Annotated in this window: 24 protein-coding genes; 12 read left to right on the plus strand and 12 right to left on the minus strand. The window is 67.0% G+C overall.

From position 1 onward, the window contains the following. Positions 1-3,238, plus strand: a 3,238-nt coding sequence (gene carB / locus ABDV68_RS10390; RefSeq protein ID WP_343519830.1) for a carbamoyl-phosphate synthase large subunit, incomplete at its 5' end; no start/stop codon positions are given. A gap of 80 nt (positions 3,239-3,318) precedes the next feature. Continuing rightward, positions 3,319-3,795: a transcription elongation factor GreA gene (greA, locus tag ABDV68_RS10395; protein ID WP_343519831.1), complete on the plus strand. Its 477-nt coding sequence runs from the start codon at positions 3,319-3,321 to the stop codon at positions 3,793-3,795. 144 nt (positions 3,796-3,939) lie between these two features. Here greA and ABDV68_RS10400 read toward each other — a convergent pair whose 3' ends face one another. From ABDV68_RS10400 to ABDV68_RS10420, 5 genes are all read right to left on the minus strand, one after another. Next, positions 3,940-4,158 (minus strand): DUF4170 domain-containing protein, encoded by a 219-nt coding sequence (locus tag ABDV68_RS10400; protein ID WP_343519832.1) that lies wholly within the window; start codon positions 4,156-4,158, stop codon positions 3,940-3,942. Between the two features lie 178 nt (positions 4,159-4,336). After that, the gene (locus ABDV68_RS10405; protein WP_343519834.1) at positions 4,337-4,672 is read right to left on the minus strand and encodes a hypothetical protein; all 336 of its coding nucleotides are present in this window, start codon (positions 4,670-4,672) and stop codon (positions 4,337-4,339) included. Then, positions 4,669-5,004 (minus strand): hypothetical protein, encoded by a 336-nt coding sequence (locus ABDV68_RS10410; RefSeq protein ID WP_343519835.1) that lies wholly within the window; start codon positions 5,002-5,004, stop codon positions 4,669-4,671. The genes ABDV68_RS10405 and ABDV68_RS10410 overlap by 4 nt, the downstream gene beginning before the upstream one ends. Next, complete coding sequence (locus tag ABDV68_RS10415; RefSeq protein ID WP_343519836.1) at positions 5,001-5,354, minus strand: hypothetical protein; 354 nt, start codon at positions 5,352-5,354, stop codon at positions 5,001-5,003. The genes ABDV68_RS10410 and ABDV68_RS10415 overlap by 4 nt, the downstream gene beginning before the upstream one ends. Positions 5,355-5,375: 21 nt before the next feature. Then, entirely contained in the window at positions 5,376-5,897 is a 522-nt protein-coding gene (locus ABDV68_RS10420; protein ID WP_343519838.1) for a hypothetical protein, read from the minus strand. Positions 5,898-6,038: 141 nt separating this feature from the next. Here ABDV68_RS10420 and eno point away from each other — a divergent pair, with 141 nt between their 5' ends. From eno to ABDV68_RS10455, 7 genes are all read left to right on the plus strand, one after another. Then, positions 6,039-7,313: a phosphopyruvate hydratase gene (gene eno, locus ABDV68_RS10425; RefSeq protein ID WP_343519839.1), complete on the plus strand. Its 1,275-nt coding sequence runs from the start codon at positions 6,039-6,041 to the stop codon at positions 7,311-7,313. Positions 7,314-7,410: 97 nt separating this feature from the next. Further along, positions 7,411-8,016, plus strand: a complete 606-nt coding sequence (locus ABDV68_RS10430; protein WP_343519840.1) for an SRPBCC family protein — start codon at positions 7,411-7,413, stop codon at positions 8,014-8,016. Further along, entirely contained in the window at positions 8,016-9,206 is a 1,191-nt protein-coding gene (locus ABDV68_RS10435) for a zinc-dependent alcohol dehydrogenase (protein ID WP_343519842.1), read from the plus strand. The genes ABDV68_RS10430 and ABDV68_RS10435 overlap by 1 nt, the downstream gene beginning before the upstream one ends. Positions 9,207-9,211: 5 nt before the next feature. Beyond that, entirely contained in the window at positions 9,212-9,997 is a 786-nt protein-coding gene (locus tag ABDV68_RS10440) for an SDR family NAD(P)-dependent oxidoreductase (RefSeq protein WP_343519843.1), read from the plus strand. 43 nt (positions 9,998-10,040) lie between these two features. Continuing rightward, positions 10,041-10,352 (plus strand): septum formation initiator family protein, encoded by a 312-nt coding sequence (locus ABDV68_RS10445; RefSeq protein WP_343519844.1) that lies wholly within the window; start codon positions 10,041-10,043, stop codon positions 10,350-10,352. Between the two features lie 105 nt (positions 10,353-10,457). After that, entirely contained in the window at positions 10,458-11,507 is a 1,050-nt protein-coding gene (gene pdhA / locus ABDV68_RS10450; protein ID WP_343519845.1) for a pyruvate dehydrogenase (acetyl-transferring) E1 component subunit alpha, read from the plus strand. 1 nt (position 11,508) lies between these two features. Next, positions 11,509-12,924 carry a pyruvate dehydrogenase complex E1 component subunit beta gene (locus tag ABDV68_RS10455; RefSeq protein WP_343519846.1) on the plus strand — a complete coding sequence of 472 codons (1,416 nt, stop codon included), beginning with the start codon at positions 11,509-11,511 and terminating at the stop codon, positions 12,922-12,924. A gap of 37 nt (positions 12,925-12,961) precedes the next feature. Here the strand turns inward: ABDV68_RS10455 and ABDV68_RS10460 are convergent, their stop codons facing one another. The 3 genes from ABDV68_RS10460 to ABDV68_RS10470 are packed head-to-tail and all read right to left on the minus strand — an operon-like array spanning position 12,962 to position 16,355. Continuing rightward, on the minus strand, positions 12,962-13,627 hold the full coding sequence (locus tag ABDV68_RS10460; RefSeq protein WP_343519847.1) for a pilus assembly protein: 666 nt from the start codon (positions 13,625-13,627) through the stop codon (positions 12,962-12,964). After that, on the minus strand, positions 13,624-14,250 hold the full coding sequence (locus tag ABDV68_RS10465) for a TadE/TadG family type IV pilus assembly protein (protein ID WP_343519848.1): 627 nt from the start codon (positions 14,248-14,250) through the stop codon (positions 13,624-13,626). The genes ABDV68_RS10460 and ABDV68_RS10465 overlap by 4 nt, the downstream gene beginning before the upstream one ends. Continuing rightward, positions 14,247-16,355, minus strand: coding sequence for a TadE/TadG family type IV pilus assembly protein (locus ABDV68_RS10470; protein WP_343519849.1), 2,109 nt, complete (start codon positions 16,353-16,355; stop codon positions 14,247-14,249). Before ABDV68_RS10470 ends, ABDV68_RS10465 begins: the two co-directional genes overlap by 4 nt. A gap of 135 nt (positions 16,356-16,490) precedes the next feature. Between ABDV68_RS10470 and ABDV68_RS10475 the strand changes: the two genes are divergently transcribed. Further along, entirely contained in the window at positions 16,491-17,114 is a 624-nt protein-coding gene (locus ABDV68_RS10475) for a hypothetical protein (protein ID WP_343519850.1), read from the plus strand. Positions 17,115-17,174: 60 nt separating this feature from the next. Continuing rightward, positions 17,175-17,657: an EF-hand domain-containing protein gene (locus ABDV68_RS10480; RefSeq protein ID WP_343519851.1), complete on the plus strand. Its 483-nt coding sequence runs from the start codon at positions 17,175-17,177 to the stop codon at positions 17,655-17,657. 1 nt (position 17,658) lies between these two features. On the opposite strand, the gene trmFO is transcribed toward ABDV68_RS10480, so the two are convergent. Beyond that, positions 17,659-18,990 carry a methylenetetrahydrofolate--tRNA-(uracil(54)-C(5))-methyltransferase (FADH(2)-oxidizing) TrmFO gene (gene trmFO, locus ABDV68_RS10485; protein ID WP_343519852.1) on the minus strand — a complete coding sequence of 444 codons (1,332 nt, stop codon included), beginning with the start codon at positions 18,988-18,990 and terminating at the stop codon, positions 17,659-17,661. 39 nt (positions 18,991-19,029) lie between these two features. On the opposite strand from trmFO, the gene ABDV68_RS10490 reads away from it, so the two are divergent. Next, complete coding sequence (locus tag ABDV68_RS10490; protein WP_343519853.1) at positions 19,030-19,668, plus strand: lysoplasmalogenase family protein; 639 nt, start codon at positions 19,030-19,032, stop codon at positions 19,666-19,668. Positions 19,669-19,674: 6 nt separating this feature from the next. Here ABDV68_RS10490 and ABDV68_RS10495 read toward each other — a convergent pair whose 3' ends face one another. The 3 genes from ABDV68_RS10495 to ABDV68_RS10505 are packed head-to-tail and all read right to left on the minus strand — an operon-like array spanning position 19,675 to position 21,238. Next, positions 19,675-19,971 carry a hypothetical protein gene (locus ABDV68_RS10495; RefSeq protein ID WP_343519854.1) on the minus strand — a complete coding sequence of 99 codons (297 nt, stop codon included), beginning with the start codon at positions 19,969-19,971 and terminating at the stop codon, positions 19,675-19,677. Between the two features lie 60 nt (positions 19,972-20,031). Next, positions 20,032-20,409 (minus strand): hypothetical protein, encoded by a 378-nt coding sequence (locus tag ABDV68_RS10500; RefSeq protein WP_343519855.1) that lies wholly within the window; start codon positions 20,407-20,409, stop codon positions 20,032-20,034. Positions 20,410-20,422: 13 nt separating this feature from the next. Further along, positions 20,423-21,238, minus strand: a complete 816-nt coding sequence (locus tag ABDV68_RS10505; RefSeq protein ID WP_343519856.1) for a fatty acid desaturase — start codon at positions 21,236-21,238, stop codon at positions 20,423-20,425. Positions 21,239-21,596 lie beyond the last annotated feature (358 nt).

Genomic DNA, 21,596 nt, shown 5'->3' on the forward strand with positions numbered 1-21,596 from the left:
GGCGATCAAGGCGCTCAAGGAAGAGGGCTATCGCATCGTCCTGGTCAATTCGAACCCGGCGACGATCATGACCGATCCCGAGCTGGCCGACGCGACCTATGTCGAGCCGATCACCCCCGCGGTGGTTGCCAAGATCATCGAGAAGGAGCGGCCCGATGCCGTCCTGCCGACGATGGGCGGGCAGACCGCGCTCAACACCGCGCTCGCGCTGGCGCAGGACGGGACGCTGGAGAAGTTCGGCTGCATCATGATCGGCGCCGATGCCGAGGCGATCGACAAGGCCGAGGATCGCCTCAAGTTCCGCGAGGCGATGGACAAGATCGGGCTCGACAGCGCCCGATCGGCGATCGCGCACAGCGAGGCCGAGGCGCTGGAGGGGCTGGAGAAGGTCGGGCTGCCCGCGATCATCCGCCCGAGCTTCACGCTCGGCGGCACCGGCGGCGGCATCGCCTACAACAAGGAAGAGTTCGTCGAGATCGTCCGCAAGGGGCTCGACGCGTCCCCGACCACCGAGGTGCTGATCGAAGAATCGCTGCTCGGCTGGAAGGAATACGAGATGGAGGTGGTCCGCGACAAAAAGGACAACGCCATCATCATCTGCTCGATCGAGAATGTCGATGCGATGGGGACGCATACCGGTGATTCCATCACGGTCGCGCCCGCGCTGACGCTGACCGACAAGGAATATCAGATCATGCGCAACGCCAGCATCGCGGTGCTGCGCGAGATCGGCGTCGAAACCGGAGGCTCGAACGTGCAGTTCGCGGTCAACCCGAAGGACGGCCGCCTGATCGTGATCGAGATGAACCCGCGCGTGTCGCGCAGCTCGGCGCTGGCGTCGAAGGCGACCGGCTTCCCGATCGCCAAGGTCGCGGCCAAGCTCGCGGTCGGCTACACGCTCGACGAGATCGAGAACGACATCACCGGCGCCACCCCGGCGAGCTTCGAGCCGACGATCGACTATGTCGTCACCAAGATCCCGCGCTTCGCGTTCGAGAAGTTCAAGGGCGCCGAGGCGACGCTGGGCACCGCGATGAAGTCGGTCGGCGAGGTGATGGCGATCGGCCGCAACATCCATGAATCGATGCAGAAGGCGCTGCGCGGGCTGGAGACGGGCCTTTCCGGCTTCAACAATGTCGAGCATCTCCAGGGCGCGCCGCGCGACGTGATCGAGGCGGCGCTCGCCGTGCGCTCGCCCGACCGGCTGCTGATCGCGGCGCAGGCGCTGCGCGAGGGCTTCACCGTCGCCGAGGTGAACGCGCTCGCCCAGTACGACCCGTGGTTCCTCGAGCGGATCGCCGAGATCATCCGCGCCGAGGAGCAAGTGTGCGCGAACGGCCTGCCGCAGGACGCGGCGGGGATGCGCAAGCTCAAGTCGATGGGCTTCAGCGACAAGCGGCTCGCCTGGCTGGCGCTGCAGTCGGCGAACCTGCGCGAAGGGGCGGGGCCGATGGCGCGCTCGTCGGGGCTGATCGGCGAAGTCGTCAAGGCGATGACCGGTGGGGTTACCGAGGCCGATGTGCGCGCGCATCGCCACAAGCTGGGCGTGCGCCCGGTGTTCAAGCGCATCGATACCTGCGCCGCCGAGTTCGACGCCAAGACGCCGTACATGTACTCGACCTATGAGGCGCCGAGCTTCGGCGAGCCGGAGAACGAGGCGATGCCGAGCGATCGGCGCAAGATCGTGATCCTCGGTGGCGGCCCGAACCGGATCGGCCAGGGGATCGAGTTCGACTATTGCTGCTGCCACGCCTGTTTCGCGCTGGCGGATGCGGGCTTCGAGACGATCATGGTCAACTGCAACCCGGAGACGGTGAGCACCGACTATGACACCTCCGACCGCCTCTATTTCGAGCCGCTGACCGCCGAGGACGTGCTCGAGATCCTCGAGGTCGAGAAGTCCAAGGGCGAGCTGGTCGGCGTGATCGTCCAGTTCGGCGGCCAGACACCGCTCAACTTAGCGCGCGCGCTGGAGGCGGCCGGGATCCCGATCCTCGGCACCTCGCCCGACGCGATCGACCTGGCCGAGGACCGCGAGCAGTTCGCCGATCTCGTAGCCCGGCTCGGTCTCAAGCAGCCGGCCAACGGCATCGCGCGCAGCCGCGAGGAGGCGATCGCGGTGGCCGAGCGCATCGGCTATCCGGTGCTGACGCGGCCGTCCTTCGTGCTCGGCGGGCGGGCGATGGAGATCGTCGATACGCCCGAGCAGCTCGACCATTATATCCAGACCGCGGTGCAGGTGTCGGGCGACGCGCCGGTGCTGATCGACCAATATCTGCGCGACGCGGTCGAGGTCGATGTCGATGCGATCGCCGATGGCGACGACGTCGTGGTCGCGGGCGTGCTCCAGCATATCGAGGAAGCCGGCGTCCATTCGGGCGACAGCGCCTGTTCGATACCGCCTTATTCGCTTCCCGCCGAGGTGATCGCCGAGATCGAGCGCCAGGCCGATGCCCTCGCGCGCGCGCTCAAGGTCAAGGGGCTTATGAACATCCAGTTCGCGGTCAAGGACGGCCAGGTCTACCTGATCGAGGTCAATCCGCGCGCCAGCCGCACGGTGCCGTTCGTGGCCAAGGCGATCGGCACCCCGATCGCGAAGATCGCCAGCCGGGTGATGGCGGGCGAGAAGCTCAAGGACCTGCCGAGGATCGATCGCGACATCGACTATATCGCGGTCAAGGAAGCGGTGTTCCCGTTCAACCGCTTCCCCGGCGTCGATCCGGTGCTGTCACCGGAAATGAAGTCCACCGGCGAAGTCATGGGGATCGATCGCGATTTCCCGATCGCCTTCGCCAAGTCGCAACTCGGCGCGGGCATGACCCTGCCCTCGGAAGGCCGCGTGTTCGTCAGCGTCAAGGACGGCGACAAGCCGGTGATCCTGCCCGGCGTGAAGATCCTGGTCGAACAGGGCTTCGGCATCGTCGCGACCGGCGGGACCGCCGACTATCTCGCGGCGCACGGCGTGCCGGTCGAGCGCGTCAACAAGGTCGCGCAGGGCCGTCCGCACATCGTCGACCGCATCCGCGACGGCGACATCGCGCTGATCTTCAACACCACCGAGGGCTGGCAGTCGCTCAAGGACAGCGAATCGATCCGCGCCTCGGCTTTGTCGCTCAAGATACCGTATTTCACGACCGCTCCGGCGAGCGTGGCGGCGGCGCGGGCCATCGCGGCGCTCTCCGGCCAGTCCCTTGAAGTCCGTCCCCTGCAAGCCTACTATTCGCATTCGCACAATTGATCCCCCACAACGGAAGTTAAGGTGCGGGCGGGCCGGAAGTGGCACGCCGGGGAAAGGGGTTTTGACGAAGGACAAGTAGGATGGCGACGGTCGAGAAGATGCCGATGCTTCAGGAAGGCTATGAGAAGCTCAACGAGCAGCTCAAGGCCCTGAAAGCGGAGCGTCCGCTGATCGTAGATGCGATCGAGGAAGCGCGCGCGCACGGCGATCTCTCGGAGAACGCCGAATATCACGCCGCCAAGGAGCGCCAGGGCCAGATCGAGGCGTCGATCGCCGATATCGAGGACAAGCTGTCGCGCGCGCAGATCATCGATCCGCGCGAGCTGTCGGGCGACCGCATCGTGTTCGGCGCGACCGTCACGCTGCTCGACGAGGACGACAAGTCGGTGAAGTACCAGATCGTCGGTCAGGCCGAGGCGGACGCCAAGACCGGCCGGATCAGCTACAACTCGCCGCTCGGCCGCGCGCTGATCGGCAAGAGCGTGGGCGATGAGGTCGAGGTGACCGTTCCCGCGGGCGACCGCTGGTACGAGGTCAACAAGATCGAGTTCATCTAAGGGCTGGCTACCCCGCATCGTCATCCCGGCCTTGTGCCGGGATCCACGGTGCCGCGGGGTTGTGCTAGAGCCTGAAGCGCATAGTTCGCCGCGCGGTGGACCCCGGCACGAGGCCGGGATGACGGCTTCGCGCCGTTCTGGATTTTACGCCTCCAGGTCCGGCTCGAGCAGCCGGTGGAGGTGGACCACCACATATTTCATCTCGGCATCGTCGACCGTGCGCTGCGCGGCGCCGCGCCATGCCTTTTCGGCGCTGGCATAGTCGGGGAAGATGCCGACCACGTCGAGCTGGTTCGGATCCTGGAATTCGAGCGTCATCGGGTCCTTCACGCGGCCGCCGAAGACGAGGTGCAGCTTGCTCATGGAAACTCCTGGGGGATGGGATGTCCCCGCCGCCTTAGCGCGCGGGCTGCACCGCGCTCAAGAACCTACTCGTCGCCCCAGCGACCCAAGGGCGGCGTCAGCCAACGCCGGGGCCTCGTGCGGCAAGCGATTCCCTCGCGGGAGGGAGACCCCAGCTTGCGCTGGCGTGACGGTAAGCTCAGGCGTCGGTCCTGGGCCGCGACGCATCCTTGGCCGCGGTGAAAGCGGTGCCGATGATCTTGCTGATCTGCCCCTTGGCGTCGTCGCCCTTGGGCAGCAGCGCATCGATCTCTGCCTTGCCCGCCTCGCGCGCGGCGGCGGCGGCGGCGCTGGCGCCCTCGGCGATGCGCTTGCCCACCGGCTCGAGCAGCTCCTTCTCCTTGGCGAGGCGCGGCAATAGCGCGCCGATCACCACGCCCAGCGCGACGCCGCCCGCGACGAGCGCCAGCGGGTTGTTCTCGATCGTCTCGCCCGCGCGTTCGCGGCGGCTCGGGGCTCGGTTGGTGTCGGTCATTTGCTCGATCCTTTCTTCGAACGCTTCAAACTCTTCGGCACCGCCGCGGTTGCATGTTTCGCGCCGGTCCACAGCAGGCGGGCGAGCGGCTTGCGCGCCATGAACAGCACGGCGAGCCCGGCGGCGGCGGCGATCGCCTTGGGGCGTTTGCGCACGGTCTCGATCCCGTCCCGGACCAGCCCGCTCGCCACCGTCTCGACCGCGTCCTGCGCCAGGGTCACCGGGTTGAGCTTGCCCTGCATCTCGTCGAGCGTGCCGAACAGCCGCTGGCGTGCGCTCTGCGAGCGGGCGCGCGCTTCGAGCAGGGGGGCGGGGAGCTGGTCGTCGTTCATGGCGCATCCTTTGGCCGAGTCGCGCGGCGGAAGCGACGCAGCGCGGCGCGCGCGAACAGGGCCGCGGCGCCGGCTGCGACGAGCACCACGATCAACGTGGCGAAGCCGGGTCCGACATAGGGGGTAAGGATCATCACCAGCCCGACGATCAGCGCGATCGCCGCGGCCTGGGCGAGCAGGAGAACGACGATGCCGAGCACCGCCGCCGCGCGTGCATCGGCGAGCCGGTCGAGCGCCAGCGCCCGCCAATAGGCAATCTCGGCCTCGGCATAGGCGCGGCCGTCGGCGACGGCACGCGTGATCAGCCTCCCGATGCCCTCTTCGTCATCCGGCTCGTGGCGTTCGTCCACCTGATCCCCCCGCAGCGGCGGTTACGCCTTGCCCTTGCCGTCGCCGGCGCCCTTGTCGGCCAGGTCGCCCGCGGCGTCGAGGCCCGACTTGAGCAGCCGTGCGAGCACGAAGCCGGCGGCGGCGGCGATGCCGACCGCGACCGCGGGGCTCTTGCGCACGAAATCGCGCGCGTCGTCGATCAGGTCGTCGACTTGCTTGCCGCGCAACGATTCCGCGAAGCCCGAGATCTGGTCGGCGGCGGAGCGCGCGTACTGGCCATATTGCTCGCCCAGCCGCTCATCGACCGAGCCGGCCGCTTCGCGCATCATGCTGGAGAATTCGTCGAGCGCGCCGGTCGCCTTTTCCTTGCCGGTGTCGGCGAAGGCGCGCGCCTTGTCGCCGGCCTGGCCCGCGAGCTTGCCGGCTTCGTCGCGAATCCTGTCCGCGGTGCCGCGCTTGCCCTCGACGCCGGCGTTGCCGGTATCCTTCAGCGGATCCGCCGCGACCAGGGCGTCGGTCGCGGGGTCCATGCTCTCGTCCTTGGGGAACGTCTCGTCAGCCATCGCTCTGAACCTCTTGCTGCCTTTTGCGGAACAACCAAGGCGCGCGGGGAGGGTTCCCTTCACGTCACGAATTGCCCGGCGGCGGCGAACGGGATAGAGGCCCGCGCGGCACCGTCCCGCCAAATCTAGGGAGACCGTTTCGTGACCGCAATCATCGACATCCATGCGCGCCAGATTCTCGACAGCCGGGGCAACCCGACGGTGGAGGTCGATGTGCTGCTCGAAGACGGCAGCTTCGGCCGCGCGGCGGTCCCCTCCGGCGCGTCGACAGGGGCGCACGAGGCGGTCGAGAAGCGCGACGGCGACAAGAGCGTCTATCTCGGCAAGGGCGTGCTCGAGGCGGTCGAGGGCGTCAACGGCGAGATCGCCGAGGAGATCACCGGCCTCGACGCCGAGGACCAGGCCGATATCGACTATGCGATGATCGAGCTCGACGGCACCGAGAACAAGGGCCGGCTCGGCGCCAACGCGATCCTCGGCGTCAGCCTCGCGGTGGCCAAGGCGGCGGCGGATGCGCGCGGGCTGCCGCTCTACCGCTATGTCGGCGGGGTCTCTGCGCATGTCCTGCCGGTGCCGATGATGAACATCATCAACGGCGGCGAGCATGCCGACAACCCGATCGACTTCCAGGAATTCATGGTGATGCCGGTCGGCGCCGAGAGCCTTGCCGAGGCGGTGCGCTGCGGCGCCGAGATCTTCCACACGCTCAAGAAGAAGCTGCACGACAAGGGGCTGGCGACCGGCGTGGGCGACGAGGGCGGCTTCGCGCCGAACATCGCGAGCACGACCGAAGCGCTCGACTTCATCATGGCGAGCATCGAGGCGGCGGGCTACACGCCGGGCGATGACGTCATGCTGGCGCTCGACTGCGCCGCGACCGAGTTCTTCAAGAACGGCCGCTACGAGATTTCAGGCGAGGGCAAGTCGCTCGCCCCGGTCGAAATGGCGGACTATCTCGCCGACCTCGTCGCGCGCTACCCGATCCTGTCGATCGAGGACGGCATGGGCGAGGACGATTTCGAGGGCTGGAAGGCGCTGACCGACAAGGTCGGGGGCAAGGTCCAGCTGGTCGGCGACGACCTGTTCGTGACCAATCCGAAGCGCCTCGCGATGGGCATCGAGCAGGGCCTCGCCAACTCGCTGCTGGTCAAGGTCAACCAGATCGGCACGCTGACCGAGACGCTCGAGGCGGTGAGCCTGGCGCAGCGCGCGTCCTATACCGCGGTGATGTCGCACCGCTCGGGCGAGACCGAGGACGCGACGATCGCCGACCTCGCGGTCGCGACCAACTGCGGCCAGATCAAGACCGGCAGCCTCGCGCGGTCGGACCGGCTCGCCAAGTACAACCAGCTCATCCGCATCGAGGAGGAGCTGGGCGACGCGGCGGTCTACGCGGGACGCTCCGTCCTGCGCTAATTTATGTTAAGTTGCGGTAAGGCAACGAAATTCTTTTGAAAGCAAGCGGAACGCCCGCGCCCTCCCTTGGTTCTGGAACGAACCGAAGGAGGGCCGCATGGGCGAGACTTTGGAGACCGGGCGCGACGACGCCCCTCTCACGACATCCAAGCACCAGTCGGCGGCAGTCGATGCCGCTACCAATTCACTGATCGACAAGCCCGGGCAGGGCGACGCCGGCAGGCTGGTCGGCCGCACGGTGACGATCAACCGCCCGCGCGCCGAACTGTTCGCCTATTGGCGCGATTTCGCCAACCTCCCGACCTTCATGGACAATGTCGAGCGCGTCGAGGTGCTCGACGGTCAACGCTCGCGCTGGGTGGTCAAGGCGCCGGGCGAGAAGACGGTCGAGTGGACCTCGGTGATCACCGAGGAGCGCGAGGGCGAGTTCATCGCCTGGGCCTCGGAGGAGGGCGCCGACGTGCCGAACAGCGGCCGCATCGACTTTCGCGACGCGCAGGGCGATCGCGGCACGATCGTCACCGCGACGATCCTCTACGATCCGCCCGCCGGGATCATCGGCAAGGTCATCGCCAAGATGTTCCAGCGCGAGCCCGCGATCCAGGCGCGCCGTGACCTCAGGCGCTTCAAGCAGCTCATGGAAACCGGCGAGATCGCCACCGGGGCGCGCAACCGCCGCCTGCAGGAAGAGGGGAAGAACTGATGCGCGCCTTGGCCTGGCACGGGAAGCACGACGTGCGCGTCGACACGGTCGACGATCCCGAGATCCTCAATCCGCGCGACGCGATCATCAAGGTCACCTCGACCGCGATCTGCGGTTCGGATCTCCATCTCTACGACGGCTACATTCCGACGATGATGGCGGGCGACATCCTCGGCCATGAGTTCATGGGCGAGGTGGTGGAGGTCGGCCCGAAGTCGACGCTGCGGAAGGGCCAGCGAGTGGTCGTTCCGTTCACCATCTCGTGCGGTGCCTGCTTCCATTGCGGCAAGCATCAATATTCGGCGTGCGACAACGCGCTCCCCGCCGACAATCAGGACATCGCGCAGGAGCTTTACGGCCAGCCGATGAGCGGCTTGTTCGGCTACAGCCACATGACCGGCGGCTATTCGGGCGGGCAGGCGGAATATGTCCGCGTCCCCTTCAGCGATGTCGGCCCGATCGTCGTGCCCGACGGGGTCGATGACGAGAAGGTGCTGTTCCTCTCGGACATCCTGCCCACCGGCTGGATGGCGGCGGAGAATGCCGCGATCGAGCCCGGCGATACGGTTGCCGTCTGGGGCTGCGGGCCGGTCGGGCTGTTCGCGGTGCAATCGGCATTCCTGATGGGCGCCGAGCGCGTCATCGCGATCGACCATTTCCCGCGCCGGCTCGAGCTCGCCAAGCAGTTCGGCGCCGAGACGATCAACTTCGAGGAGACGGCGACCTATGAGGCGCTGATGGAGATGACCGGCGGCATCGGACCCGATGCGGTGATCGACGCCGTCGGGCTCGAGGCGCACGGCTTCTTCGTCGACAACGTCATCGACCAGATCAAGGCCTCGACCTTCCTCGGTACCGACCGCATCCACGCGATCCGCCAGGCGATCCTGGCGTGCCGCAAGGGCGGGCGCGTGTCGATGCCGGCGGTCTATGGCGGCTTCGTCGACAAGTTCCCGCTCGGCGCGTTCATGGAGAAGGGGCTGACGCTCAAGACCGGCCAGACTCACGTCCAGCACTATATGCCGGGGCTGCTCAACGCGATCCTGGAGGACAAGATCGATACGACCTTCCTGATCAGCCACACCCTCCCGCTCGAGGAGGCGCCCGCCGGTTACAAGATGTTCCACGACAACCAGAACAAGGTGACCAAGGTCGTGCTCAAGCCCGGCCTGGCGCTCGCAGCGGAGTAAGGCGGATGGCGAACAAGCTTGCGGTGGTGACGGGTGCCTCGACGGGGATCGGGTTCGAGCTGGCGCATATCGCGGCGCGGCAAGGCTGCGACCTGATCGTGGTGGCGAACGAGCCGTTGATCGCCTCGGCGGCGGAGGACTTCCGGCAATTCGGCACGCAGGTGGAATCGATCGAGACCGACCTCTCGACGATCGAAGGGGTCGACCGGTTGCTGGGGGCGGCGGGCGTGCGGTCGATCGATCTGCTGTTCGCCAATGCCGGTGTCGGGACCGGCGGGCCGTTCCTCGAGCAGGACGTCGCCAGCTGGCGCCATTCGATCGACACCAACGTCACCGGCACCGTCTATCTCCTGCAGAAGGTGCTCAAGGACATGGTCGCGCGCGGCGACGGCAAGATCCTCGTGACGGGATCGATCGCCGGCTATATCCCCGGCAGCTTCAACGCGATCTACAACGCGACCAAGGCGTTCATCGACAATTTCACCGAGGCGTTGCGCAACGAGATCAGGGACGTCCCCGGCGTCACGCTCACCACGCTGATGCCGGGGCCGACCGACACCGAGTTCTTCGCGCGCGCGGACATGCTCGACACCCAGGTTGGCCAGGACGACAGCAAGGCCGATCCGGGCAAGGTGGCGCAGGACGGCTGGGACGCGCTGATGGCGGGCTCGGGCCATATCGTCTCGGGCCTGTCGAACAAGCTCCAGGTGGCGGGCGCCGGTCTCGTCCCGCAAGCGGTGCTCGCCGAGATGCATCGCAAGCAGGCCGAGCCGGGCGGCGGCGACAACTGACTTCATGGTTGATCGCCGATTCGCTTTGCGCGACAAGGCGCGCATGGCGCGTTCCACCTCCTTCAAGGCGATCCTCACCCGGGCGGGACTGCCCGCGGTGGCGATCATCTTCATGGGCTTCTTCGCCTATTCGGCGGTGCTCGGCCCGAACGGGGTGCTCACCTATGGCGACTATAAGCGCCAGCACGCCGTGAAGCAGGCCGAGCTCGCCAAGCTCGAGAAGGAGCGGGCGGAGCTGCGCAATCGCGTCAAGCTGCTCGACCAAAAGGGCGCCGACCCCGACATGGTCGACGAATTGACGCGCAAGAAGCTCAATGTCGTCCACCCCGACGAGGTCATCGTCCCGCTCGATTGAGCGGCGGAATCGCCGCGATCCGCCTTACGCGAGCGTCATCATTGCACCCTGGCCGCGAACCGGCCTATAGGGCCGCTTCCATCTCTCCCCAGGATGAGGGTCATCGTGGCAAAAGCGCCGGCAAAGAGCCGAAAAGTAGAACCAGCTGTAACTAATCGCGAACGTCCAAACGAACCGGAGCGGTACAACGCCTCCAAGGACGAGCTGCTGGAATTCTATCGCCAGATGCTGCTCATCCGCCGCTTCGAGGAGAAAGCGGGCCAGCTCTACGGTCTCGGTTTCATCGGCGGCTTCTGCCACCTCTATATCGGCCAGGAAGCGGTCGCGGTCGGCCTGCAGTCGGCGCTCGACGGCGACAAGGACTCGGTGATCACCGGCTATCGCGACCACGGCCACATGCTCGCCTATGGCATCGATCCCAAGGAGATCATGGCCGAGCTGACCGGCCGCGCCGCGGGCATCTCGCGCGGCAAGGGCGGGTCGATGCACATGTTCTCGACCGAGAAGAAGTTCTACGGCGGCCACGGCATCGTCGGCGCGCAGGTTTCGCTCGGCACCGGCCTCGCCTTCGCGCACAAGTACAATGAGGACGGCGGCGTCGCGATGGCCTATTTCGGCGACGGCGCGGCCAACCAGGGCCAGGTCTATGAGAGCTTCAACATGGCCGAGCTGTGGAAGCTCCCGATCATCTATGTGATCGAGAACAACCAGTATGCCATGGGCACCTCGGTCAACCGCTCCTCGGCCGAGGACCAGCTGTTCAAGCGCGGCGAGAGCTTCCGCATCCCCGGCATCCAGGTCGACGGCATGGACGTGCTGGCGTGCCGCGGCGCGGCCGAGGAAGCGCTGGCCTGGGTGCGCGCGGGCAAGGGGCCGATCATCCTCGAGATGAAGACCTATCGCTATCGCGGCCACTCGATGTCGGACCCCGCCAAGTACCGCTCGCGCGACGAGGTCCAGGCGGTGCGCGACAACAGCGACCCGATCGAGGGCGTGAAGAAGGAGCTCGAGGCCGCGGGCGTCAAGGAAGACGAGCTCAAGGCGATCGAGGCCGAGATCCGCAAGGCGGTGAACGAATCCGCCGACTTTGCCGAGCAGACGCCGGAGCCCGATCCGGCCGAACTTTATACCGACGTGCTGGTGGGGACCTACTGAGATGGCGATTGAGCTCAAGATGCCGGCGCTGTCGCCCACGATGGAAGAGGGCACCCTCGCCAAGTGGCTGGTGAAGGAAGGCGACACGGTGAAATCCGGCGACATCCTCGCCGAGATCGAGACCGACAAGGCGACGATGGAATTCGAAGCGGTCGACGAAGGCACGATCGCGTCGATCCTGGTCGCCGAAGGCACCGACGGCGTGAAGGTCGGCACCGTGATCGCGACGATCGCAGGCGAGGGCGAGGACGCCTCGGCTCCGGTCCCTGCGCCCGCCGCCGCCGCCCATGCCGAAGCCCCCGCGCAGGCGCAGAAGGCGGCCGAGTCCGAGGCGGGCGAGGATGGCGGCCCCAAGAAGGCCGACAGCGGCACCAAGCAGCTCGCCAGCGACAAGGCGGCGACCGTGGCCGATCCCGAAGTCCCCGCGGGCACCGAGATGGTCAAGACCACCGTCCGCGAGGCGCTGCGCGATGCGATGGCCGAGGAAATGCGCGCCGACGCGCGCGTGTTCGTGATGGGCGAGGAAGTCGCCGAGTACCAGGGCGCCTACAAGGTCACGCAGGGCCTGCTCGACGAGTTCGGCGCCAAGCGCGTGATCGACACACCGATCACCGAATACGGCTTTGCCGGCGTCGGCACCGGCGCGGCGATGGGCGGGCTCAAGCCCGTGATCGAGTTCATGACCTTCAACTTCGCCATGCAGGCGATCGACCACATCATCAACTCGGCCGCCAAGACCAACTACATGTCGGGCGGCCAGATGCGCTGCCCGATCGTGTTCCGCGGCCCCAACGGCGCGGCGAGCCGCGTCGGCGCGCAGCACAGCCAGAACTATGGCCCGTGGTACGCGAGCGTGCCCGGCCTGATCGTGATCGCGCCCTATGACGCGGCCGACGCCAAGGGCCTGCTCAAGGCGGCGATCCGCAGCGAGGACCCGGTCGTGTTCCTCGAGAACGAGCTGATGTATGGCCGCAGCTTCGACGTGCCCAAGCTCGACGATTGGGTGCTGCCGATCGGCAAGGCGCGCATCGTGCGCCCGGGCAAGGACGTCACGATCGTCAGCTATTCGATCGGCGTCGGCGTCGCGCTCGAAGCCGCCGAGACGCTGGCGGGCGAGGGCGTCGATGCCGAGGTGATCGACCTGCGCACGCTGCGTCCGCTCGACAAGGCGACGGTGCTGGAGAGCCTCAAGAAGACCAACCGCATGGTCGTGGTCGAGGAAGGCTGGCCGGTCTGCTCGATCGCCTCGGAGATCGTGACGATCGCGATGGAAGAGGGCTTCGACGATCTCGACGCCCCGGTCGTGCGCGTCGCGAACGAGGATGTGCCGCTGCCTTATGCCGCGAACCTCGAGAAGCTGGCGCTGATCACCGCCGACAAGGTGGTGGCCGCGGTCAAGAAGGTGACCTACCGTTGAGCTCGTCCGGCCCCTCTCGCAAGGGAGGGGCCGGCCGTCAGCAGCCGGAAGCGGCGACCCCGCTTTCCTGATAGACGCCGTTGGTACCGCCGGTGGTGTCGCGCGCGTCGCGCACCATCATCGACGCGACCTCGTTGATCTCGCTCGACGGCGAGAGCGAGGACTTGATCAGCGGCTGGTACTGGTAGCGCACCTCCACGAACATCGCGACGCCCTTGGGCGGTGCGATGATCTGGCGGCCGGTAGGCCCGACGCCGTCGACGCTCGTCGCGGTGGTCGGCGTGCCGTAGCTCGACGTCCAGGTCGTCTTGCTGCCTTTGCAGCGCTGCCAGCGAATCCGATATTTGTTCGCCGTGGTCGCATGCGGCTCGACGCTCGAGATGATCACCCGCCCGTTGGTGAACAGCTTCAGCTCGCCCGACTGGAAATCGGCGCCGGTGAGCAGGTCGTTGATGTCGCTTTCGTAGATCTTCTTGGATTCGAGCTGGCTGCCCGAGCCGATCCGCGCCGCGTTGTCGGCCAGCTGCAACGCGATCTGGCTGACGCGCATCTTGGTGATGATGTAGTTGGTGATCTCGGCGCCGGTGAGGCTCATCAGCAGCACGACGGGCGTGCCGAAGGCGAACTCCAGCAGCGCCAGTCCGCTCGTGTCGCGGCCGAGCCGGCGGCCGTTGGTGCAGATCACGGTCAGCAGGGCCTTCACGGGCAGTTCCTCACGACAGGCACGCCCTGGTCGCCATAGGGCTGGTTGCGCAGGATCGTCGAAGCGGTGACCTTGGTCGTCCGGGAGCCTCCGATCACGTTGTAGACCGGGAAGAATCGGGGATAGGTTACCGTCGCCGTATAGAGCACCGCGTCCTTCGCGCCACCCTGGCTGAAATTGCCGCCGCTCGAGTCCCAGCGGTTGTTGCTGTTGGTATCCTCATAAGGCTCGCCCGGAGTGCTGCCCGCCGGGCCGTCGCAAGTTCCGTTGCCGTTGGTATCGGTCCAGGGTTCGAACTTGGAGGCCGCCGCATGCTCGTACTTGCGGTACCATTGCCGCGTGATCGCGACGGTGCCGTTATTGGCCAGCGCCTTGACCTGCTTGCGCACCTTCTCGTCGAGCGCGTCCTGGTTCGCGGTGACGAGGCCGGATTCGAGCGTCAGATCGCGCGCCGCCTTCTGCACCACCCCCTGCAGCGCGGCGCGCATGTAGAGCGTGTGCGCGACGTCGAACGCGGCGAGCAGCATAAAGCCCAGCACCGGCGCGACGATCGCGAACTCGACGATCGTGGCGCCGTGCTCGTCGCGGGTGAGGGCGCGAAACCGGTGCGCGGCGCGGCTCACTTGGTGAGCCTCAGCTGCGAGATCTGGTCGGCGATCGACTTGAAGGTCGCCTGGAGCGCCGATCCGTCGGCAGCCGAGAAATAGCGGCCCTCCGAGGCGCATGCCTCGAGCCGGTCCTGCGTCGCCTGGCTCTGGCCTTCGCCGAAGTTGATCACCCACAAGGTGATGTTCTTGTTCCGCACCCATTGGCAGATCGCGAGGAAGCGCAGGTTCACCTGCTCGTCCAGCTGTGCCTTGGTCGGGTTCTCCGGCGTCTGGCGGTGATCGAAGAAGGGCAGGCCGTAGGCGGCATAGTCGCCCGCGTTCGCGTTCGTGTCGCCGTCGGTCATGAAGATCATGTGCCGCTCGATCTCGCCGCCATTGGGCGTGGCCTGGTTCTCGGTCTTGAAGATCCCGGTCGGCGACATCAGGCGCGCGCCCCAGATGATGCCGATGTCGTGATAGGTATTCCCGTTCGGGTCGAGCGAGTTGACGTAACCCTGGAAGGTGGTCGGATCGTTCCACGCCTGGAGCTTGCGCGCCTCGGTGGGGCAGAAGAAGGTCGAGCGGTTGGCGTAGTCGATGGTCGACGTCGGAATCGGGTCGGTCGACCAGCCGCTGGTACTCCCGCTGGTCCAGCTGTTGCCGTCATAGTTGGTGCCGCTGGTGCTGCCGCGCGTGAAGATCAGGCGCGGCAGCGCAGGCTTCCAGCGCGATTCGTCGCTGTTGGGCACCATGTCGATGTCGAGGTCGAGCGCCTCCGACGGAATCGGGTCGTAGTCGGTCGTCGGGGTCGTCTCGCGCTCCTCGATGCACCCGGCCCAGGTGATCGTCGCCGCAGGGATGTCCCTGCCGCCGACGCCCGTCACCGGGTCGGCGATCGAAACGGTTTGAGGATCGGCCAGCGAGCTCGGCATGGTGAAGCTGTTGTTCCAGCTGCTGCCGCCCGCCTTGAGCCCGCTCACGTCGATCTCGAACTGGCCATAGTCCCAGGACGCGAACTTCTCTTCATAATAGGTCGTGACCGTCGTCTTCCTGCGGCGGCAGCTCTTCCGGTCGTCGTTCCAGCCGGTCGAGCGGTCGGGGGCGTTGCCCCAGCTCTCAGTCGAGTTCGATCCGGCGGACCAGCCCCATTCGGCGTTCTGGCCGCCATTGGTCGCGGTGCCGTCGCTCGGGAAGCTCGCCACGACCGTCGGCGCGGGGGCGGGACCGCCCGAGTTCGCCGGCGTGGGCGTGAAGGAACCGAAGGCCTGGTTGTTCATGAACGCGAGGCAGTCGCTCTGGGTGATCGAGCCGCCGCCGTAATTCTCCCAGCGAGTCTCGGTCTTCTGGGGCGGCACGGCCAGGTCGGGCCGGCGCGTCTGGTACGACCACCGGCTCACGAGATAATCGTTGGGCAGGAGCTTGCCCACGTTCACGTTGGTCGAATAGGGCACGAAGCCGAACCGGATCTGCACCTGGCTGCCGGTGCCGCCGCTGGGCTCGTCGCCGTCGCAATCCGCGTCGGGCACGTCGAGCCGCGCGACGATCTGGTAGAAGCACTTCACGGCCTTGCGCAGTGCGGCGATGCGCGAGTTCGCGTCGCCGTTGCAGCTTGAATCGCCGTTCGGGCAATAATCCATCGACCCGGTGGTATCGAGCACGAACATCACGTCGGTGTTGGGCAGCCGCATCTCGGCGTCGCAGGTGACGGTGAGCGTCTCCTCGGTCTTGCCGAAGATGCGCATCAGCGTCATCGGCACCACCGCCCGGGCGTTGCCGGTGACCTTGCCCGCGCTCTCGGTGAAGGTGCGCCGCGTGGCCGGCTCCTCGAGCTTGGTCCCGTAGGCGTTGGGGTTGAAGTTCGCGTCGAAGAAACGCTCGGCCTCGCCGCGCGCGGCATAGGTGTCCGCGGACCAGCTGCCGCCGCCCATCATCTTGCGGCCCGCGAGCGCGCCGGCGTCGCAGGCATGTTGCAGGCGCGTCTTGACGATGTACATGCGGCTGATGTCCACGCCGCCGCCCACCATGCCCGCCAGCGGGATGATCGACGCCGCGATGATCGCCAGCGTGTTGCCGCGCGTGTCGCGGGCAAGCGACGTCAGCCATGTGCGTGCGTTCTGCGCTGCCTCTGCGCGACTGGTCATCGATGCCTCGTCCCCGGTTCCATCGGGTGGCATGGCGCAAGTGCGGCTAACGCCCGCTGAAAGCGCATGGTTAACGCCGCGTCTACGCTCGCTCCGTTGTGGAGACGGCCGATGATTTCAGGTCCGGAACGGAGGATGATCCTGTCCTACGCGCCCACCGTTGCCGCGCGCGGCGGCCTGGCCGCGCTGCTCGCGCTCGACGACAAGCTGGCGGAGACGGTGCGCACGACCAGCGAGCCGATGTTGGGGCAGATCCGGCTGCAATGGTGGCACGACGCCTTGATCGCGCTCGATACGGCGCCCGCGCCGCCCGAGCCGGTGCTGCAGGGCATCGCGCGCGACGTGCTCCGCATGGGGCTGGCGGGGTCGATGGTGGCGGGGATCGCGCAGGCGTGGCAGGCGCTGATGCAGGCTGAGCTCGATGACCTCGCGCTGCGCACCTATGGCGCGCGCGGCCGGCGGATCTTCGAGCTCGCCGGCATCCTCGCGGGCGCGTCGCCCGCCGATCCGCTGACGTTGGCCGGCGAGGGCTGGGCGCTGGCGGACCTGGCGGAGGGGCTCAGCGATCCCGCCGAGGCGGCGGCGGCGCGGGCGATCGCCACGGAGTCGCTGGCGCAGGCGACCGCCGCGCGCTGGAGCCGCAACGGCCGCGCGATGGGGGCGATGGCGCATCTCGCGCGGCTCGACCTGGCGGGTGTCCCGCAGGGCGCGCCGCGGCGGACCGGGCGGGCGCTGTGGCATCGGCTGACCGGCAGATGACGTCTTGCTGCCGCTTGTGCAGGCGCTAGCTTGCTGCCGTCCTGAGGGGGAGAGTCGGGCATGTGGCGCTATTTCGTGGGTGGCATCGCGGCGTTGCTGATGGCGGGAGCGGGGATTTTCCTGTTTCGAGGAAGCGCAGCCCCCGAACCGGTGCCGCCCGCGCCGAGGGCGATGCAGACCGGGGCGGCGGAGACCGAGCCGCAAACCGTCGCGGAGGTGCCTCGTGCCGACCGCAGCCGCGAGGAGAAACGCTTCGACCGCAGCGACAAGGACCGCAACGGCATGGTCACGCTGGCCGAGATGCAGCAGCCGCGGCGCAAGGCCTTCGCCAAGCTCGACAAGAATGGCGACGGCACGCTCTCGTTCGAGGAATGGACGGTGCGTACCTCGACCAAGTTCGCCGACGCGGACAAGGACAAGTCCGGCGGTCTGACTCGCGCCGAGTTCGCCGCCACCGCGCCCAAGCGCCGCGCCGGCGCCGGGCCGCGCTGCAATTGCCGCGCCGAAGTGGCCAGGGCGCTGGCCGAAGCCGCGGACGAATAGCTCAGGCGGCGGCGAGCCAGCCCGCGAACGCTTCGCGGGCGCGCGCGGTGTACAGCAGCTTGCGGTCGGCCTTCTTGGTCCGTCCTTCGATCGGCGGCATCAGCCCGAAATTGACGTTCATCGGCTGATAGGTCTCGACCTCCGCGCCGCCGGTGATGTGGCCGAGCAGCGCGCCGAGCGCGGTCTCGACCGGTGGCGGGGCGAGCGTGCGGCCGAGGATCTCGGCGGCGGCGAAGCGGCCCGCGAGCAATCCGATCGCGGCGCTCTCGACATAGCCCTCGCAGCCGGTGACCTGGCCGGCGAAGCGGATATGCGGGCGCGACTTGAGGCGCAGCGTCGGATCGAGCAGCTCGGGCGAGCGGATGAAGGTGTTGCGGTGGAGCCCGCCGAGACGTGCGAACTCGGCATTCTCGAGACCCGGGATGGTGCGGAACAGGCGCACCTGCTCGCCATGTTTGAGCTTGGTCTGGAAGCCGACCATGTTCCACAGCGTGCCGGTCGCATTGTCCTGGCGCAGCTGCACGCAAGCGTAGGGCCAGCGCCCGGTGCTCGGCTGGTCGAGACCGACTCCCTTCATCGGGCCGTAGCGCAGCGTGTCGACGCCGCGTTCGGCCATCACCTCGATCGGCATGCAGCCCTCGAAATAGGGGACATTCTCCCAATCCTTGAACTCGGCCTTCTCGCCGTCGAGCAGGCCCTGGTGGAAGGCGAGATACTGCTCCTTGGTCATCGGGCAGTTGATGTAATCCTTGCCCGTGCCGCCGGGGCCGACCTTGTTCCAGCGCGACTGCATCCACGCCACGTCCATGTCGATGCTCTCGCGGTGGACGATCGGGGCGATCGCGTCGAAGAAGGCGAGGCTGTCCTTGCCGGTCGCGCTGCCGATGCTCTCGGCGAGGCCGGGCGCGGTGAGCGGGCCGGTGGCGACGATGGTGAGCCCCTGGGCGGGGAGCCGGTCCACCCGCTCGCGGACGATCGCGATGTTGGGATGGTTCGCGAGCGCCGCGGTGACGCCGGCGGAGAAATGATCGCGATCGACTGCGAGCGCCGAGCCGGCGGGCACCTTGTGCGCGTCCCCCTGCGCCATGATGATCGAGCCGAGGTCGCGCATCTCCTGGTGCAGCAGCCCGACCGCGTTGCGCTCGGCATCGTCGGAGCGGAAGCTGTTCGAGCACACCAGCTCGGCGAGCCCTTCGGTCTGGTGGGCGGGCGTCATGTCGCCGCCCCCGCGCATCTCGGAAAGCTTCACGCGGATGCCGGCATTGGCGAGCTGCCAGGCGGCTTCGGACCCGGCGAGCCCGCCGCCGATGATATGGACTTGATGGTCGGACATGGGGCATCGGTTAGGGGAAGCGGGGAAAAAGGGGAAGTGATGCGGAGGCTGTTCTGGATCGCGGTGCTGGCGGGGGCGAGCTATTCGCTGACGAGTTGGGATCTGGTCGACGCCGGTGCGTGGCAGGCGGCGTGGAAGACCAGCGGCGTGGCGTTGCTGGCCGCGTGGGCCGCGAGCCGGGCGCGGAGCACCGATGGGTGGCTGATCGCGGCTGCGCTGGCGCTGGGCGCGCTGGGCGATCTGTTGCTGGAGGTGGTCGAGGGATTCACCGCAGGCGGGGCGGCATTCGGGGCGGGGCATGCGGTGGCGATCGTCCTGTACCTGCGCAACCGGCGGGAGCACCCGTCGCCGAGCCAGACGCTGTTGGGATATCTGCTTGCGCCCGCGACGGTGGGGATTGCCGCGCTGCTCGCGGCCCCGACGGGGCAGGCGCTGCCGGTAGGGACCTATGCCGCGTTCCTCGGCGTCATGGCGGCGACGGCGTGGACGAGCCGCTTCCCGCGCTATCGCGTGGGGATCGGCGCGGTGCTGTTCGTGGTGTCGGACCTGCTGATCTTCTCGCGCTTCGGGCTGCTCAGGGACTCGTTCGTGCCGAGCCTGCTGATCTGGCCGCTCTATTTTGCGGGGCAGGCGCTGATCGCGTGGGGCGTGGTTGAGAGCCCGACGAGAGAAGAGTGAATGCGGTCAGCGCCGGAGGCGCCGGACGATCGCACCAATGATGATGGCCGGGAACATGCCTATTGCGGCCCCTATGGCGCCGTAGATGGTGAAGAAAACGAGGTCGACGGCCAGAATCCAGGATTCTTTGAGCGTAATGGCGCTCCAGTTGATCAGCAGAAGATAATCGACCGCGATCATGCTGGCGACGATGCGGCGATAATGTTTTCGTGTCGGTTGCTTTCCCGCGGCGACGAGCGCGAAGGCGGCGATGAAGCCGGCCAATAGCGATAGGGCGAATGCGATCCAGTAGGTGAAATCCATCGGCTGAAATCCTGATCAACAGAAGAAGCGAGACCCCGGCTCAAGGCCGGGACGACGACGCTATTCGGCCAGATCTTCGTCCCAGCGCGTGCCGTAGCGCACGATCAGGGCGCAACAGATTCCGGTGAAGATGAAGCCGCCCGTGAACAACGGATCCGGTATGGCGTCAAAGATGCGCGCAATGGCCAAGGCCAAAAGTGCACCCGCACCTCCCCACGCGAATGGCTTTCGCGTTGCGTCGTGCTGCGTTCCTAGCGAACCCATCAGGAAGCCACCTACGATGACAGGAATCGCGGCGATCACCGCGCCGATGGGGATGGCGAGCGGAATTGCGAGAAATGCCATTGGGCCAACGCTGAATGCGATCGGTATCAGGAAGAGCGGTCCCGCTGCGGCCATGGCAATCGCGGCTCCTGTGGCATAGTGAAATCGTTGCATTTCGAACCCTCCTTCAAAGGCTACGAACCGGCACCACCATCCGCATCCGCGCCGCTAACGTTGGTGCGGCAGCGTCGAGGCGAGCGGCGAGGCGGGGGAGGCGGCTGACGGGCACCGCGGGGAACAGGTGGTGCTCGAGGTGATAGAACATGTTGTAGCTGACGAGGTTGAGCAGCCGCCCGCGCTGGGTGCGCGCGACAAGGCCGTCCTCGCAGCCATGATGGGTGATCCACACCGCGAAGAAGGCGGTGAAGCATTGCGCCGCCACCATCGCGGCGATGTGGTAGAGCAACGGCGCCCATTGGGTCGCGAGCGCGGCCCCGATCACGAGCGCGTTGAGCCCGAGGTCGATCGCCATCCGCCGCCGCAGCTGCGGTCCGCCATTGCGCCAGCCATAGAGATGCGTCTCGACCGGGAAGCGCGGACCGTAGAGCAGGACCTGCCACAGCTTCATCTCGCCGCACTTGCCCTCGATGTCGTCGGGCGTGCCGATCTTCGCATGGTGGTGGAGATGGTTGAACGCGACCGAGCTGTTGGAGCCGAGCATCAGTGCGCTGAGGCCATGGAGCACGCGGCGGTGGCCGCGCGGGCCGAAGCCGAGATTGTGGTGGATCGCCTCGTGGTTGAGCCGCAGCGCGGTGAGGAAGAACATGAAGGTCGCAGGGGCGGCGAGCAGCCAGACGCCGAACTGCGCGAGGGTTAGCGACAGCGCCAGCCAGGGCAGGGGATGGAGGCACTCGATCACGCCGTCACGCGGACGCATTGTCGTCAGATCGCGCCACGCGACATGGCGGAGCGCAGGATCGGCGGCGGGATGATGTCGAGCCATCTTGTTTCTCCCTTGCTGGTATTTCTGTAATTTCAGAAACTGATTGGCGTGCTTCAGGACCGAGAGACGGGTACGATTCCCTTCTTTGCTGTTTTCCGTCATCCCCGCGAAGGCGGGGATACATTCTGGCTGGCGTTGCGGAAAAAGCCGCTGCTGCAGAGGCAATGGATTCCCGCCTTCCCGGGAATGACGAGCTTCGTGGAAGGAACGACTGCGAAGTGCATTGCCTACTCCTTCCGCGCAGCGGGGATGAAGCGGGCGACCTTGCCGCCAAGCTTCATCAGCGTGATGAGCGTCGGCTTGGGCAGCACACGGACCTGGTCGTACCAGCCGCCGAGCGTACCGATGAACTCATGCA

The sequence above is a fragment of the Sphingomonas sp. genome (assembly GCF_039595165.1).
GTDB lineage: Bacteria > Pseudomonadota > Alphaproteobacteria > Sphingomonadales > Sphingomonadaceae > Sphingomonas.